General features: G+C 41.1%; 13 protein-coding genes and 4 tRNA genes. 9 read left to right on the top strand and 8 right to left on the bottom strand.

Going from position 1 to position 16,841, the window contains the following annotated elements; all coding sequences use genetic code 11:
* Positions 1-113: 113 nt before the first annotated feature.
* The 6 genes from putP to G6Q06_RS07430 all read right to left on the bottom strand — a co-directional run bounded on the left by putP (position 114) and on the right by G6Q06_RS07430 (position 5,565).
* The gene (gene putP / locus G6Q06_RS07455) at positions 114-1,589 is read right to left on the bottom strand and encodes a sodium/proline symporter PutP (protein ID WP_163566209.1); all 1,476 of its coding nucleotides are present in this window, start codon (positions 1,587-1,589) and stop codon (positions 114-116) included.
* Positions 1,579-5,130, bottom strand: a complete 3,552-nt coding sequence (locus tag G6Q06_RS07450; protein ID WP_163566208.1) for a proline dehydrogenase family protein — start codon at positions 5,128-5,130, stop codon at positions 1,579-1,581. The genes putP and G6Q06_RS07450 overlap by 11 nt, the downstream gene beginning before the upstream one ends.
* A gap of 70 nt (positions 5,131-5,200) precedes the next feature.
* Positions 5,201-5,277, bottom strand: a tRNA-Arg gene (locus G6Q06_RS07445).
* A 1-nt stretch (position 5,278) separates the two neighbouring features.
* Positions 5,279-5,355: transfer RNA gene (locus G6Q06_RS07440), tRNA-Arg, on the bottom strand.
* 42 nt (positions 5,356-5,397) lie between these two features.
* Positions 5,398-5,474, bottom strand: a tRNA-His gene (locus G6Q06_RS07435).
* Between the two features lie 13 nt (positions 5,475-5,487).
* Positions 5,488-5,565, bottom strand: a tRNA-Pro gene (locus G6Q06_RS07430).
* 208 nt (positions 5,566-5,773) lie between these two features.
* On the opposite strand from G6Q06_RS07430, the gene G6Q06_RS07425 reads away from it, so the two are divergent.
* The 9 genes from G6Q06_RS07425 to murA all read left to right on the top strand — a co-directional run bounded on the left by G6Q06_RS07425 (position 5,774) and on the right by murA (position 14,576).
* The gene (locus G6Q06_RS07425) at positions 5,774-6,388 is read left to right on the top strand and encodes an XRE family transcriptional regulator (RefSeq protein WP_163566207.1); all 615 of its coding nucleotides are present in this window, start codon (positions 5,774-5,776) and stop codon (positions 6,386-6,388) included.
* Between the two features lie 134 nt (positions 6,389-6,522).
* Positions 6,523-7,215, top strand: a complete 693-nt coding sequence (locus tag G6Q06_RS07420; RefSeq protein WP_163566206.1) for a cytochrome c3 family protein — start codon at positions 6,523-6,525, stop codon at positions 7,213-7,215.
* 33 nt (positions 7,216-7,248) lie between these two features.
* Positions 7,249-8,679 (top strand): multiheme c-type cytochrome, encoded by a 1,431-nt coding sequence (locus G6Q06_RS07415; RefSeq protein ID WP_163566205.1) that lies wholly within the window; start codon positions 7,249-7,251, stop codon positions 8,677-8,679.
* 102 nt (positions 8,680-8,781) lie between these two features.
* Positions 8,782-10,113 carry a glutamate--tRNA ligase gene (gene gltX, locus G6Q06_RS07410; RefSeq protein WP_163566204.1) on the top strand — a complete coding sequence of 444 codons (1,332 nt, stop codon included), beginning with the start codon at positions 8,782-8,784 and terminating at the stop codon, positions 10,111-10,113.
* A complete protein-coding gene (locus G6Q06_RS07405; protein ID WP_163534909.1) occupies positions 10,110-10,403 on the top strand; it encodes a YggT family protein in 294 nt (97 codons plus the stop codon). Before gltX ends, G6Q06_RS07405 begins: the two co-directional genes overlap by 4 nt.
* A gap of 2 nt (positions 10,404-10,405) precedes the next feature.
* Positions 10,406-12,064 carry a lytic transglycosylase domain-containing protein gene (locus G6Q06_RS07400; RefSeq protein WP_163566203.1) on the top strand — a complete coding sequence of 553 codons (1,659 nt, stop codon included), beginning with the start codon at positions 10,406-10,408 and terminating at the stop codon, positions 12,062-12,064.
* Complete coding sequence (gene galU, locus G6Q06_RS07395) at positions 12,061-12,897, top strand: UTP--glucose-1-phosphate uridylyltransferase GalU (protein WP_163534056.1); 837 nt, start codon at positions 12,061-12,063, stop codon at positions 12,895-12,897. Before G6Q06_RS07400 ends, galU begins: the two co-directional genes overlap by 4 nt.
* Complete coding sequence (locus G6Q06_RS07390; protein WP_163534055.1) at positions 12,890-13,288, top strand: hypothetical protein; 399 nt, start codon at positions 12,890-12,892, stop codon at positions 13,286-13,288. The genes galU and G6Q06_RS07390 overlap by 8 nt, the downstream gene beginning before the upstream one ends.
* 1 nt (position 13,289) lies before the next feature.
* On the top strand, positions 13,290-14,576 hold the full coding sequence (gene murA / locus G6Q06_RS07385) for a UDP-N-acetylglucosamine 1-carboxyvinyltransferase (RefSeq protein WP_163566202.1): 1,287 nt from the start codon (positions 13,290-13,292) through the stop codon (positions 14,574-14,576).
* A gap of 187 nt (positions 14,577-14,763) precedes the next feature.
* On the opposite strand, the gene rny is transcribed toward murA, so the two are convergent.
* Together rny and G6Q06_RS07375 are read right to left on the bottom strand one after the other, a co-directional pair.
* Positions 14,764-16,332 (bottom strand): ribonuclease Y, encoded by a 1,569-nt coding sequence (gene rny / locus G6Q06_RS07380; RefSeq protein WP_163534053.1) that lies wholly within the window; start codon positions 16,330-16,332, stop codon positions 14,764-14,766.
* Positions 16,280-16,825 (bottom strand): 5-formyltetrahydrofolate cyclo-ligase, encoded by a 546-nt coding sequence (locus tag G6Q06_RS07375; RefSeq protein ID WP_275896962.1) that lies wholly within the window; start codon positions 16,823-16,825, stop codon positions 16,280-16,282. The genes rny and G6Q06_RS07375 overlap by 53 nt, the downstream gene beginning before the upstream one ends.
* Positions 16,826-16,841 lie beyond the last annotated feature (16 nt).

The raw sequence follows: 16,841 nt of genomic DNA, 5'->3' as shown, positions 1-16,841 counted from the left end.
TTAAATCATCTTTGATCTCTTCAAATTCTTCAAAGAGTTCATCAATGTTTTGGGTGTTATTCTCTGCTTTCATGGAGCATCCTTGTGAAGTGGTGGAAATAAAGTTTCAAATTCTATCCCTTATTGATTTCTTGCACCACTAAATCAAAAGCATCTTTTGTGCCGGGACGCACAGAACTTAGTAGGCTGAAAATTACAATGGCCAAAGAGCTAGCGATAAATCCGGGTACAATTTCATAAATGTCTAAATAAACCTTTCCAAATTTATCGTATAAAATCACCGTGCTAGCGCCAAAAATCATCCCCATAATAGCCCCTATTCTTGTCATGCGTGCCCAAAAGAGAGAAAATAAAATTACAGTGCCAAAGCTAGCGCCAAAGCCTGCCCATGCATAGGACACGATTTTAAGCACGCTAGCGTTGCGATCGGTGGAGATAAGAAAAGCAATACAGGCTACGGCTAAGACTGCTGCGCGGCTAACCAACATCACGGCTTGAACGGGGGCTTGCTTGTTAAAAATCTTGGAGTAAAAATCCTCAGCAATGGTAGAAGAGCTCACCAATAATTGCGAGCTAGCCGTACTCATCACTGCGGCTAAAATGGCGCTTAAAAGTACCCCGCTAATCCATGGGTTAAAAAGAGTAGCGCTCATGTGGATAAAAATCTTTTCTGGATCATCTAAGCTTAAATGGAATTTAGCCACATAGGCCACACCAAGCAAGCCAATCAAGCAAGAGCCAATCAAACTAATTGCCATCCACGAAATACCTACCGCTGTGGCTTGGGGGATTTCTTTAATGGAGCGAATAGACATGAAGCGCACCAAAATATGAGGCTGGCCAAAATAACCCAAACCCCAAGCCAAACTAGAAATAATAGCTACTAAAGAAGTGCCCTCTAAAAAGGTAAGATTGTTTGGCTTAACCTGTGCGATGAGTTCAAAGCTAGGGCCAAATCCTCCCAAATGATAAAGCATCATGCAAGGCACAGCAACCAATGCCCCCATCATTAAAAGTCCTTGAATGAGATCAGTCCAACACACCGCCTTATAACCACCTAAAAAGGTGTAGGTTACGATGATAAGTGTCCCTGTGATCAAGGCATGGTTGTACTTCACTCCAAAGGTGGCTTCAAAGAGTTTAGCCCCACTTACTAATCCAGAAGAAACATAAAAGGTAAAGAAGATCAAAATTACAATGGCTGATAAAAGCCGTAAAATGTGTTTATCATCGCTAAAGCGGGTTTCAAAGTAATCCGGAATAGTGATAGAATTAGCAATGACGCTTGTATAAACTCTGAGTCGCTTAGCTATTAAAACCCAGTTAATACACGCCCCGATCGTTAAACCAATGGCAATATGGCTATTGATCAATCCGCTTACATACAAAGCCCCGGGTAAGCCCATTAACAGCCAGCCACTCATATCGCTTGCCCCCGCACTTAAAGCACTCACAACCGGCCCCATAGAACGATCGCCTAAAAAGTAATCCTCTGTGGTTTCATTCTTTTTATAAAAGTAAAAACCAATGGCTAGCATTAAAACAGAGTAGAGAACAAAGACGGTAAAAACTTGGTAATTAATCTGCATGGGCGTGCTTTTGCATTTGTAAGCCTCTTGCGCCTAGATTGCCATAGCGGTGGTAAGAAATACTCACCGATTTTTCTAAATGGTAATTGAGCAACTCAAAGCGCCCACATCTAAGGGGCTTAGCCGTAGCTAGTACAATGGCCAAAGCGCTAGCGGCTTCATAAAGAGAGTCTAATGACTCGCTAAAGTAGCGTACCCGCCCAAAGCTTTCTAATTTAGCGCTAAAATCCTCCAAACTTTCATAGCAAATTGTAGGGCTAAAGTGGTGTTTGAGACATTCTAAACAGGCTAGGAGTTTTTCAAAATGCGGGTTTTCTGTTTGGCTGGTTGTACTAATTGTAAGCGGAATAGCACACACCGCTGCAGCCATTAAAACGCTAAAGAGTTCTAAAGGGCCATCTGTAGGGCATACGCGATAACCAATGCTAGAAACTTTGGTGTATGAAAACCAATTTTCCTCGCCTCTAATTTGAACAAAGTCGCGCTTTTGGCTAAACTCCTCTTGTTCGTAGTAGGCATAATTGCGCGCTAATTGCACGGCCTCTTTAAAGCCATGATTATTCTGAGCATTAAAAGATTCAAGGGCTTGTAAAAAGGGAGTAGTGGCGCTTTGGGTGATGAGATCCGGGATTTCCTCAATGCGTACAAACTGGGTTACATAATTATAAATCCCTACTTTGCGCCCCAAACCTACGGCAGATTTTTTAATCCCGCCAAAGGGTTGGCGCAACACAATAGCCCCTGTGGTGGGTTTGTTGATGTAGACATTGCCTACTTCAATGTGATTAACATAATATTCCCACTCCCTCTCATCTAAAGACTCTAAAGCCCCTGTAAGCCCATAACCTGTAGCATTAGCTATTTCTACAGCTTCTTTTAAATCTTTGGCTTTCATCACAGAAAGATAGGGGATAAAAAGCTCGGTGGTGTGGGTGTAATCGCCTAAGCGAGTGCCATATTTGATACAAGGGGGCATTAAATAGGGGTTATCATTTAGCGTAACAGGTTTAATAGCCCACTCCTCGTGATCTTCAATGTGATCAAGTGCTTTTTTAACTTTAAGGCTGGGTAGATCGGCTAAAGTGCCTATTTTGTGGTACAACTCCAAAGGATCGCCCACACTCATAGACTTAGCCGCGTCTACTAAAGTCTTTTTAAAATCTACATCGTTGTAAACTTCCTCTTCTAAGATTAAAAGCGAAGTAGCCGAGCATTTTTGGCCGGAGTTACTAAAGGCTGAATGAATGACATTGCGGATTGCCTGATCGCGATCGGCAAATTTGGTTACAATAGTGGCGTTTTTCCCACCCGTTTCTGCACTCAAAGCCAAAGTGGGGCTGGCCTCTAACATGCGTTTGGCTGTATCCTCTGATCCGGTTAAAACAGCAAAGCTAATGAGAGGACTTTTAAGTAGGTGTTTACTCACATCTTCCCCTCTACAGGGTAGATAAAGAAGTGCATCGCGAGAAATTCCGGCATCCCAAAAACATTCACACAAACGATACCCCACCACAGCGCTTAAACTAGAAGGCTTATAAATCACGCGATTACCCGCCGCTAAAGGCGCAGCAATCGTGCCTACAGAAATACCAATAGGAAAATTCCACGGGGCTACTACAACCCCCACTCCCTTAGGTTGGAAGCGCACTTCGGGGTGTTGTTTGAGGAGTTGTTGCAAACTATGGGGGTAATATTCTAAAAAATCAATCGCCTCGCTCACCTCCGCATCGCTCTCTACAAAGGTTTTACCCACCTCTAGCGCACTCAAACCAATTAAATCGCCCCGCCTCTCTCTAAAATACTGGGCTGTTTGGCTTAAAATAGCGTGGATTTCGCTAAAACTTTTTTCAGAAAAAGAACTTTGTTCTACAGATTCAAGCGCTTCTTTAATCACAGCTTCATTAGCCAAAGCCACAGTGGCGATTTTTTTGTGGGCGATCTTATCTTGGATAATCAAGGTTTTAAGGTCTTGGGCGTTGTAGGAACGGCCAATCACAGGGGAGAGCTCTATAATGGGCGCATTTCTAGTTTTATCTACGATTTTTTGTGCCCATTGCCGATTAGGTTTTAAAATAAAATCTGTATCGCTTTCGTTTTTAAAGGGGTTATCTGGATAAGTAGAATGCCCACTTTGTGCGCTGTTTCTATCCTGAGTGCGGTAGGGGATGTTTTGGATAGTGGCCATGCCCCCTAAACTTTTTAGAAAGCGGCTTTCTTGATCTTTCCAAGCAGGGGAGTCTACGGTGAGATTGAAGTAGGCTTTCATAAAATTATCGGCTGCGGTGTTTTCATCTAAACGGCGGACAAGGTAGGCAATGGCGTTATTAAAATGTTTGGCATCACAAACAGGAGCGTATAAAATGAGTTTGTGCATTTCTTTGAGTTCATAGCTAGCTTGTAAACTCATTCCTTCAAGCATTTCAAAGGTAAAATGTTCTTGTGCTATGGGATCGTTAAGTGTGTGGATACGGGTATAGGCATAGGCGATCTCAAAAAGATTATGCGAAGCGATACCAATATGAATGTATTTGTAATTCTCATCTTCTAAGATCAAATCAAGCATTTTATTATAGTTAGAGTCTGTGTCTTGCTTGCTTTTAAAGGTGGGTAATTCCCAGCCCTTCATCGCCGCGACCACTTCCTCATTTTCCATATTTGCGCCTTTGACAAAACGGATTTTAATAGGGGGGAGTTGGCTTAAAACCCGCTCTTTAGAAAAGGCTAGCAATTTTTTAAGATATTCATAAGAATCGGGGATATAGGCCTGTAATACAATGCCTGCACTGATAGGAAATTTAGCAATAGATTCCATAAACGCAGCCACGGTGAGCTCTAAATCTTTATATTCCTCCATGTCCAGATTGATAAATTTATCCCGCCCATGTTTTTCCTTTTGCTCTAAAGCTAAACCATAGAGAATATCTAGCCTTTTAACCACCTCTTGTTTGGAGCGTTCAAAGTCTAAAATATTGATCTGGGAAAAAATCGTGGTGATTTTAATGGAGATGTATTCAATGAAACTAGTCTTAATCGCTTCTTGGTATTTGTGCATGCGATAAGAAGCCTCTATCTCACCTAGCACTTCCTCCCCGATGAGATTAATATTTAGCGTGATATGTGCCTCGCGCCGTGATTCAATTTTTTGGCGTAAGTCTGCGCCTTCCTCGTTTAAAACAAGTGCTTCTGTATCCTTACGGAGTTTTTTAATGAAAAAGGGGACGCTGATAGAGGGGGCGATTTTCCCCACACTCAAAAAGGCCACAAGTAAGAATTTTTCAAAGCCACTAAAAAAATCTGCAATGCCATGCTCTTTTAGTGTGTGTTCAATAAGATCAAAGCGGGCGCGGTTGTTTTGGCAACGGAAACTGCGATCGAGTAATTCAATCAACATAATTTTATTAGAGGGGTTACTTAAGAGTTTTTGCATCTTGTTATGGAAAGAACGCTCGGTGTGGCTGAGTTTCTGGCTGATGCGTTGTTGCAAGGTGCGGGCAAGGGTACAAGTTGAGCGGATAATTTCCTCAAGAGGCTGTGCTGGCATGGTAACTCCGTTTAATCAATGAATAAAAAACCTGCCGTATTATAGGGTGTTTAAGTTAATCAATGGTGTTTGGTACGCTTGGCAGGATTCGAACCTGCGGCCTACGGCTTAGAAGGCCGTTGCTCTATCCAACTGAGCTACAAGCGCGTGGTACGCTTGAAGGGAGTCGAACCCCTAACCCCCAGATCCGAAGTCTGGTGCTCTATCCAATTGAGCTACAAGCGCAAAAATGCAAGAAAGGGGAAATAAGCAGAAGTTGAAGCAAAATGGGGTGGGTGATGGGGCTTGAACCCACGACCCCCAGGACCACAATCTGGTGCTCTAACCAACTGAGCTACACCCACCATAAAACCTTGCTGGTCGGGGCGAAAGGATTTGAACCTTCGACCCCTTGGTCCCAAACCAAGTGCGCTAACCAGGCTGCGCTACGCCCCGAAATTCTCACAAAGGGGTATTTTATCCTAAATAGGGTTATCTTGTCAAGCTAAGGTTTTTTATAGCTCAAAAATAGGCACTTTAAACATATTTTAAATTACTCACTTGTATAAATTATTCGCATAAAGCCTCTAAGTGAGACTGAAGAGGGTTAGGTATGTTTTATTTAGGTACACAAAGATATGCAAGATACAAGAAGGGAGTTTTTATGCTAAAAGAAAAACTAAAACAATTACGGAGTGCCAATAACTTAACCCAAGAGGAGTTAGCTTTAAAATGTGGGATTAGTCTACAAAGCATTAAACGCTATGAGAGTGAGCATAAAAGCAATATCACTTTAGAAACTTTAGAAAAGCTAGCCCACGCTCTTAATACGGATTTGTTTTTTTTCACCTCCACCCACCAAGAGGTAAAAGACACCGTGATGGTGCCCTATTTTAGAGATATTAAAGTAGGCACTAGCAATAGCCCGGAGGATAAGGATAAAATGACCTTTCTGCCTTTGAGCAAATCCTTTTTAATCCGCCGTTTTGGTCTGGTCTCTACCGATCATTTAGGTTTTATACAGGCTATGGGTAATTCTATGGAACCTCGTATCAAAGAAAATGATTTGTTGTTATTCCAAAGCGATGGTACCCGTTATGAGGGGGCAATTTATGTGGTAAATTTAGGGGGCGAGTATTATATCCGCCGTCTTAGCAAACGCCCTAAAATATCTCTAATTAGTGATAATCCTGTTTACCAACCCATTACGGTACATAATTTGGACGAATTAGCCATTTTAGGCAGAGTGGTAGGCGTATTACACACTTTTAGTTTATAAATGGGAGCGAGGAGGATAATCTTTTATCCGCCTGATTCTTAATTTTTTTCAATTTTGTAAAAAAATTTCTTTTTCATTAACTTTACATAGTAATAATTCCGAAAAATTTTGGGTAATTTTTAAACGAGGGCAATATGGGCGTTCTACTTGCTTTAAAAGAAGGGCGGTTTTTTCTGTTCTGGCTCTTTGTCGGAGGGTGTGTGCTTGGTGTGGTTTTAAGCATTGTAACCGTGCAGGCAGTGGAGTGGACAGGAGATGATAGATTTTGTGGGATGTGCCATATCATGACTCCTGAGGTAGATGCTTACCACTTGGATAAACATGGGGGTAAAAATGGCGTGGGTTTTAAGGCCACTTGCGTAGATTGCCATTTACCCCATGACAACATCATCAACTACTTTGTAACAAAAACGATTTTAGGTCTTCATGATGTGTATGGTAACACCTTTAAAAACCCATACAAATTTGACTGGGAGGAAAATAGACGGCGCGCAAAAGAGTATGTTTTTGACTCTGGCTGTTTGCGCTGCCATGAAGATCTTAAAAGCGAGACCACTTCTAATATGAAAGCCTTTTTGCCTCACCGCGATTACTTTAGCGGGCTTTCACACAAAAAATGCGTGGAATGCCATTTAGATCAAGTAGGCCATAAAAATTTAGGCCTTCACTTCAAAACCTTTTTGAAAAAAGACTATAAACCCTATCCTAGAGCTTTCTTAGTACAGGGTAGCAAGCAGACGCTAGAAGAATTAAGCGGAGTTAAACCCGCCTCAGATTCTGCGATGGTTGATCGTAAAATCCAAACAAAGACCCAAACAAAGGAGTAAAAATGTGCTTTAACCCGACTAAAGGAGAGAACCATGCGTGCTTCTAGCAAAATGAGTTTGCTAGCTTTGATGTTTATGTGTCTTGTAGGGGTGGCTTCTGCCCGGTCTCACACGGAAAACGCCCATACGCATAGTACCCATACAAATAGCGCCCACACAGGGGGGGGTACGAGTGTTGATAATGGTATGGATACACAACTACCCCTTAAAACTTTTAGAGGCATGACCGGGGAAGCTAAGGGCTGTATTGAATGCCATGCTAAGAAGAATCCGGGCATTGTGGCTGACTGGAAGATGAGTCGGCATGCCCATGCAGGAGTGAGTTGTATTGATTGCCATGGAATCACTAAAGATAGCCCCATGCTCACTATGGATGGGCATGAAGGTTCTAAAGTGCCTATCTCTGTGCTTGTTTCTACTAACACCTGTGCTAAATGCCATGAAAAAGAAGTTACAGAGTTTAGACACAGCGGGCACTCCAGAGGTGCGGTACAAACTTGGGCTAAGGCTAGTATGCGTACTCTCATGATTGAAGTAGAGGGGCGTGGGCATCCAGATTTAGGGCGTGCACCCTCCATTACAGGCTGTTCACAATGCCATGGCACTATCATCAAGTTAAACAAAAACAGACGCCCAACTCCAGAAACTTGGCCTACTTATGGTATTGGTACGGCTTTCCCAGATGGTTCTTTGGGTAACTGTGCTAGTTGTCATAGCGCGCATAAATTTAGTTTGGTTGAAGCTAGAAAACCAGCGGCATGTGCAAGTTGTCACTTAGGTCCTGATCACCCCGATATTGAAATTTATAATAACTCTATGCACGGGCATATCTACAATACTGAGGGTGAACAATGGAATTTTGATGCCGCACCCGGTACTTGGAAAGTGCCAGACTTTAGAGCCCCCACTTGTGCAACTTGTCATATGAGTGGTAACTCTAAAAGCGCGGTTACTCACAATGTAAGCCGCCGCTTAAAATGGAATTTGTTCATGCCTTTAAGCCAATTGCGCACAGGAGGATATGAAACTGCTAGCGATGCCTTTAAGTATGATAATAAAATCACCGCAGGTAATCCTTTAGCAGGCAATGTTAAAGGACCTGAGGCCGCACGCGAGGAAATGAAAGCGGGTTGTATGGACTGCCATAATAGCACCCATGTTGATAACTTCTTCCTCATGGCAGATAAAAATATCATGCTCTACAATGAGTATTACCAAGAGGCGGTTAAAATGCGCGATGCTTTGGCTAAAAAACACTTGTTAGGTAAAGACATGTGGAGCGATGATTTCCAAAATACCATGTATCACATGTGGCATCACGAAGGCCGTCGCATGCGACAAGGGGGTATCATGATGGCTCCGGATTACTCTCACTGGCATGGGGTCTTTGAGGTGCAACAAGACATCAGAAAGCTTAGAAAAATCTACGCTAAACGCATCAAAACTAATCAAATTGAGGATTAATGTTGCTTGCAGGGATAACCCCTGCAGGTATGCCCTTAAACTACACCAATAAGGGCGCTTTTAAAGCACTTTTAGTTATAATCGGGCAAAAAGGCTAAACCAATGTTACGCTTTGCCCCCTCTCCAACGGGAAGTATGCATATTGGAAATTTGCGCGTGGCTTTGCTTAATTTTCTAGTAGCCAAGCGCCTTAAACTCCCCCTGATGGTGCGTATTGAAGACACCGATTTAGAACGCAATATTCCGGGTAAAGATCGAGAAATCTTAGAGATTTTAGAAAAAGTGGGCATTACTTGGAATGAATTGATCTATCAAAGTGCGAATTTACCCACCCATTTAGCCTACGCAGAAAAACTTTTACAAAATCAAGAAGCCTTTTATTGCTACTGCACCCCTGCTTTTTTAGAGGCCAAAAAAGCAGAAGCTCTAAAGGCTAAAAAACCCTTTCGCTATGAAGATCACTGGGCACTCTTAGAAAAAGAGAGTAACCCTAATCCTGTTGTGCGTTTAAAGGGGAGTACGCAAGAAATGCAGTTTACAGACACAATCAAGGGCATGATTTGTTTTAACGCCCATGAACTTGATAGTTTTGTGATTTTGCGCTCTAATCAAACCCCTACTTATAACTTTGCCTGTGCTTGCGATGATTTTACCTATGGCATTAGTTATATTATCCGCGGCGAAGATCATGTAAGCAACACCCCTAAACAAATGCTTATCCAACAAGCGCTTTCTCGCGTACTGAATTTGCCCTATAAACCCACCACCTACGCACATTTGCCCATTATCTTGAATGAAGAAGATGGAAAAAAGATGAGTAAGAGAGTTGAGTCTTCTAGTGTGCAGTGGTTACTCAAACAAGGGTTTTTACCCGCTAGCATTGCTAATTATTTGATCTCTTTAGGGTATAAGCCTCCAAAAGAGGTTTTTGATTTATCTGAGGCAGCTACTTGGTTTGTCTTAGAAAATGTGAGTGCCTCAAGTGCTAAATTTAGCCTCCCTTATTTACGCCATTTAAACCATAAACGCCTCCAAAATCTTAGCCTAGAGGAGTTGGCTAAAGTTTTGCAAATAGACCCCTCTAAAGCTCCATTAGCCCAGCTTTTTTTAGAGGAATCTAGCACTCTAGTAGAATTAAATAGCAAGTTACAAGCAATGTTTGCGCCTAAGGATATTTCTAAAGATTATGAGGGCCAAAATTTCTACGATAAATGTTTGCTACTCTTTAACACTTTAAAAACCATGCCCGTTTGTACAGATTTTGAAAGTTTTAAAAAAATGGCCATGCAAAAAAGCCAACTTAAAGGAAAGGATTTTTTTAAACCCCTGCGGATTTTACTCACCGGACAATCCCACGGCCTAGAGTTAGCCACACTTTATCCCCATGTATATCCTTTTTTAGATCAAATCCTTACTTTGGCAACAAAATCATGATCATGAATACCCTTTTAAATGCTATCGCCACTATTTTACATGCCCTGCTTAATCTTTATCTTTGGATTATTATCATTGCCTCTTTGATTAGTTTTTTAAGACCCGATCCTTCCAATGTTTTAGTACAAATCCTCTATCGTCTCACAGAGCCGGTTTTATTAAAGATGCGCCAGATGATGCCCTTCTTGCTTTTTAATGGAATCGATCTCTCTCCTCTAGCTGTGATTATTATCTTAGAGTTTTTAGACATGACATTAGTACGGCTTTTATTCATGTATGCTCAAGGTTAAATTTGCGTACTTGGATTTTGGGATTTTTGATTCTACTAAATACTCTAAGTGCCCAAGACCTTACTTTGAATTTTTTAAAGAGTAAACCTAAAGGCATTGCGCGCGATTTTTTCATTTGGATCTTTTTACAAGACCCAACCACCACAGCTGAAGAAGCCCAAGAGGCCTACGCGCTTGTGGCTTATAAAAACGCCAAAATTCAGAGTTTGATGTATCAAAAAAAGGCATTAGAACCTGCTAGTAAAAACCCATGCCAAAACCTTGCTCTAGTAGATTTAATTTCTAAGGATAGCTCTTGTATTGTTGCTGGCTTGTCTCTTTCTAAAATCTTTAGCGATGCTAAACAAGAGGCTAATCTCCCACTGCTTAAAACTTTGCAACACAAACTAAGCGCCTATCCTAAATACTACATGGCATTAGAAATTTTATGTAACCCCTCTAATACCCAAACTCTTCTTAAGGCCGGAGCGGCCAATGTGGCTATTTTATACAACGCTCTTTCCTACGAACAAAGACAAGATTTTCTAGATAAACCCATTAATCCAGATGTTTTAACGGCTCTAGCTAATCAAAATAACGCTAGCTTTAATGATATTTTACAGCGCATTATTTTAGATGCCCGGTTTTTACACTTCAAACAAGCTTTAAGCCAAGCTTCTATCACCCATTCAGATTCTAAAACCTTTTTTCTTTTAGGAATCAACGCCCTTTTATACCACCAAGAACAAAAAGCCCTTAGTTATTTTAAACTCTCAGAAAAAAGCGCTAACTCTGATTTTTTACACGACCGGGCGCTATTTTGGCAATATCTGATGAGTAAAGATCACACCTATTTAAAAACCCTAAGCCATAGTTTAAACCCCAATCTCTTTAGTCTTTATGCTAATTTGATCCTTAAAACTCCCCCTAAATACCATTTGGTTACCTCTTTAGATTGGTTAAGCCATAAACAACCCTATTTTGATATACAAGACCCCTTTGCATGGCAAATTTTAAAAGAAAAGATTCTGGCTATTAGTGATAGAAATACCTTTTTAAGAGCGCTTAAACCTTTACGGACACAAAAAAGCCAAGCCCATTTAGCCTATTTTTTAAGCCATTACTATAACCAGCAACGGCATTACTTTTTAACCCCCTATGAACATGGTATCCGCTGGAAAAGTTTGCAAGAAAAGGCTATGGCTTATGCCATTGCTAGACAAGAAAGTTTGCTTTTGCCTGCTTTAATCTCTCGCTCCTATGCCTTAGGTTTGATGCAAATCATGCCTTTTAATGTCGCTCCCTTTGCGCACCAATTAGGGTTTAACTCTATTAGCCTTACTGACATGTTTAACCCCAATATTTCTTTACTCTTTGGTAATTACTACCTCAACACACTTAAAGAGGAATTTAAACACCCTCTCTTTGTGGCTTATTGCTATAACGGAGGGCCTAATTTTTTTAGAAAACTCCTTAAAGAGCGGCATTTTTTCAGCCAAAGGCGTAGATTTGATCCATGGCTTAGCATGGAACTTATTCCTTATGAAGAAACCCGTCTTTATGGCCAAAAGGTCATGGCCAATTACATTATCTACCAAAATATTTTTAAACACCGCGCCCACCACCCCCATTTTGATATAGAGGGTTTTTTTAACGCGACTTTACAAAAGGAGAAACCATGATTAAAAAGTGCCTTTTTCCGGCAGCAGGCTATGGCACGCGCTTTTTACCTGCCACTAAAGCCATGCCTAAGGAGATGCTACCCATTGTGAATAAACCCTTGATTCAATATGGCGTAGAGGAGGCTGTAGAGGCCGGGTGTTGTAGTATAGCCATTGTTACAGGACGCGGTAAAAGAGCAATTGAAGATCATTTTGATATTAGTTATGAATTAGAACACCAAATCAATGGTACGCAAAAAGAACAATATCTAAAAAGTATCCGCGCACTGATGCAAGAATGCAGGTTTTCCTACACCCGCCAATATGAAATGAAAGGATTAGGGCATGCTATCTACACCGCCCAAACCCTTATTGGTAATGAACCTTTTGGGGTGGTGTTAGCCGATGATTTATGCATTAACTCTCAGGGTAAGGGAGTGTTAGCCCAAATGGTGGAGTTGTATCATAAATACCAATGTTGCATTGTGGCTATTGAAGAGGTGAGTATAGAAGAGGTGCATAAATACGGCGTGATCTTAGGGCGCGAAATAGCAGAGGGGGTTTATCAAGTACAAGACATGGTAGAAAAACCTAAAGCAGAGGAAGCCCCTAGCAATTTAGCCGTCATTGGCCGTTATATTCTAACCCCAGATATTTTTGCAATACTCAAACACACTAAGCCGGGCAAAAATCAAGAAATCCAGATCACCGATGCTTTGTTAGAACAAGCCCAAAATAAATTAGTACTAGCCTACAAATTTAAGGGGAAGCGTTATGATTGTGGGAATGTAGAGGGGTTTGTAAAGGCTACAAATGATTTTTACCATTTATACGCGCGTGATTTGAATGTATGATTTGTGGTTTTATGGCTTTTACTGGGCAATTAGTTTATTATTTGCCTTCCCTGTGTTTTTAATTGGTCTTGTCTACACTTATTTAAAACCCCCCCCTCCGCCAAGCAAAATCCCCACAGTCAAAGAACTTTTATCAGAATTTGACAATATTAAAGATACAGCAGGCTATCAAACTTTATTAGAAAATTTTAACCGCCACTATCAGATTTTGCCCAAGAACACTAAAGAAGGAGATTGGCTTGAATTAATCCAAAAGCTAGCCGCATCTGAATTTTTAGATTTAGATTCAAGCATTAAATTTGGACAAGATATAGAAGATGCCAACCCTAAAATGCAAAAAACCATCGCTAACACTGTGGGTTTAGCGCTCAAACATAAAAAGAAGGATTAGCGTGGATTATTTAGAAATTAAGGGTAGAGAAATTCTAAGCGGGAGCATTGCTATCTCAGGCGCTAAAAATGCCGCTTTGCCTATTTTGGCTAGTACTCTTCTAGGTAAGGCTAGTGTGTGCATTAGTGGTTTACCTCAAGTAAGTGATGTACGGGCTTTAGTTGATCTTTTAGTGCATTTGGGCGCTTATGTGGAGTGGCAGAGTACGCATGATCTTAAGATCAATACAGAAAAAATCACGCGCTTTAGAGCCCCTTATGATATGGTGCGTAAAATGCGCGCCTCTATCCTAGTTTTAGGACCACTACTCGCGCGTTTTAGAACATGTGAGGTGAGTTTACCGGGTGGCTGTGCCATTGGAGCTAGACCTATAGATTTGCATTTAAAAGCTCTAGCAAAAATGGGGGCAGATATTCATATTGATGGGGGTTATATTATTGCTAAGGCCAAACACGGACTACAAGGCTGTGATATTATTTTTGATAAGATCACCGTAACGGGTACAGAAAATGTAGTCATGGCCGCTAGTTTAGCCCACGGAGAGAGTCGAATTATCAATGCAGCCAAAGAGCCGGAAGTGGTGCAACTGTGCGAATTTTTACAAGCTGGGGGTGTAGAAATTGAGGGGATTGGCAGTAGCGAATTATATATCCGTGGCAGCAATCAAGAGGCGCTAAATTTAAAGCCCATTCATATCATGCCAGATCGCATTGAGTGTGGGACTTATTTATGCGCAGCAGCTATTACTAACTCTACCCTTTGCTTGACAAATACCAATGCTTCCCATTTAGAGACAATTTTAAGTAAACTCAATGAAATTGGTTTTCGTATTGATATTAAAGAAAATGCACAAAATCACATGCTTACAATCCACAAGGCAGATCAAAGACGCGCTTTTAATATTACCACAACCGAATACCCGGGTTTTCCTACCGATTTACAAGCCCAATTTATGGCCTTAGCTACCCAGTGTGAGGGTAGTAGTCTGATTGAGGAAAGATTATTTGAAAACCGCTTTATGCATGTGAGTGAATTACAGCGCATGGGTGCACAAATTAGTCTAAAAGGTTGTTTAGCCCAAATCAAGGGGAGTTGTGCTTTAGTGGGTGCAGATGTGATGGCTACAGATTTGCGGGCTTCCTCAGCTTTGGTTTTAGCCGCTTTGGTTGCTAGTGGTAAAAGTAGAATACACCGCATTTATCACCTAGATCGTGGCTATGAGTGTTTAGAAGTTAAGATGAATGCACTAGGGGCTAAGATCAAACGGCTTAAAGAATCCATGTCTTAATCATCACTAAAGACATACACCAACGCAGTTTATAGCCCCGCGCGCTAAGCTAGAGGATTAGTTAAACATCAAAAAGTGTAGCCCTCACTCTGGGCGGTTATAGTACAAAACCTTTTCTTAAGCTTACAAATTTTAGTACTAGTGCTCAACACATTCTAAGAGTTTTAACTCTATAACCTTTACCCCACTATCTAGCAATGGCTTTTGCATGGGTTTCTCTAACTACATGTACAACTACTTCCCCGGGGTATTGTAAATTAGCTTGGATTTCCTTAGCAATATCGCGGGCTAAAAGCGTGATTTTGGCATCATTGATTTTATCCGGACAAACAATTACGCGTACCTCTCTACCCGCATCCATCGCAAAAACCTTTTCTACACCACTTTTTTGGCTAGCGATGCGTTCTAAATCATGCATGCGCGCTAAAAAGTTCTCCGCTTCCTTACGCCTTGCTCCGGGGCGTGCGGCTGAAAGCGCATCGGCTGCACACACCGCTGCACATTCAATACTTTTAATTTCTTGGCGATCGTGGTGGGCATAAATTGCATTGATCACTACCGGGTGTTCGCCATGTCTTAAACACACCTCCGCGCCTAGTTCTACATGATCGCCTCCATGTTCTTGGGTTAGAGCCTTGCCAATATCATGTAAAATACCCGCGCGCCTAGCTAGTTTGGCATCGCCTCCTAATTGTGCGGCAATGCTATCGGCTAAAATGGCCACTTCAATAGAGTGGGTGAGTGCATTTTGTCCATAACTGGTGCGGTAGCGCATACGCCCTAAAAGCGTTTTGAGTTCTTGATCCATAGAATCTAATTGTAAATCTAAAATGATCTCTTCGGCTTGCTTTAAAATATTTTCTTCCATGTTAGCCTCCACCCGTTTATAGACGGTTTCAATGCGAGCCGGTTGGATTCGCCCATCTTCAATTAAAAGTTTTAAAGTTTGGGTGGCAATTTCGCGCCGGTAAAGATTAAAACAGCTTAAAGTAACGATTTTAGATTCCTCATTAGGTATGATTTCTACCCCGCTAATGCGCTTAAAAGCCTCAATATTCTTCCCATCTTTACCGATGATGCGGCCGATAAAATCAGCGCTAGGTAAAGAAACCACACTGGTTAAATTTTCCACCGCAAAATCACTCGCAAACCTAGAAGTGGCCTCCGCTAAAATAAAATTAGCCCTTTCTTTGGCCTCTTTCTTGGCTTGTTTTTCATAACGGCGTACTAAAGCCCCCTTTTGTAAAATTAACTCCTCTTCTAATAGACGCAAAACCATGTTTTGGGCTTCTTCTTGGGTATAACCCGATCGTTCCATTAGAGTATCTAGGGCTTGTTGTTTGAGTTTGTTATATTCTTGGCATGTCTGCTCTTGGAGTCGTTTTTCCTCCTGTAATTGTTTTTTAAGATCATCTAAGGCTATTTTGTCTTGATCTAGTTTTTTATGTTTGCTATTCCAGTGTTGTTGTTGTTGTTGTTCGTAAGATTTTAGATCATTAAGTCTTGTTTGGTAAGAGGTGTTATGGGTTTGAATCTGTTCTTCATATTGTTGTTTTAATTGGTGGGCTAGCGTTTCTGATTCAACTTCCTTTGTTTTATAAAGTACTTGGGCTTGATAAAGCAACATGTCTGCCTTAGCCTTAGCCTGTTTGATCAAAGATCGATGCTTAGAAGTCAGCGATTTTTTTGTGATCCAAAAAACACTAATGCCGGTGAGTAAGCAGGGTAGCAAGCTGTTTATAAAAATTCTTTCCATTTAATTTCCTTTTAAAGCTGTGGTGATAGATCCCCTCATAGTCCATGCAATAATCCCCTTTTATATCATGGGATTCTCCTAAGTCTAGGGTAGATACAAGGATTTCTTTAGCAATAAAAACACTTAAGGGCGGCTTTTTAAACCGCGCAAACAAGCAATCATACATTCCTTTACCAAAACCTACCCGTTTAAAATGCGGATCTATACCCAAAACGGGGATAATAGCTAAATCTAAGTTTGTTTTATAAAATAGGCTAAATTTGGATTCATAAATCCCATAGGTATTTTTAATAAGAGGCAAACGGTAGGGAACAACTAAACAGGATTGGTTACGCACAAAAGGCATAAAGAGATTGATTTTTTGCCGCCTTGCCCATTTGATAAAGGGCGTTAAACTCACTTCATGGGGCATTGCACAATAAATGAGCACATTAAGCCTAGCATAGGGTTTTATTGCTTTGATTAAATGGGTGATGATTTTATGATCCTTAATATCGCCGTGCTTTGCA

It is taken from the genome of Helicobacter suis (assembly GCF_902196135.1).
Lineage (GTDB): Bacteria > Campylobacterota > Campylobacteria > Campylobacterales > Helicobacteraceae > Helicobacter > Helicobacter suis_A.
Note: the sequence above shows the minus strand (reverse complement) of the source record. Positions and strands in the feature narration are given on the sequence as shown.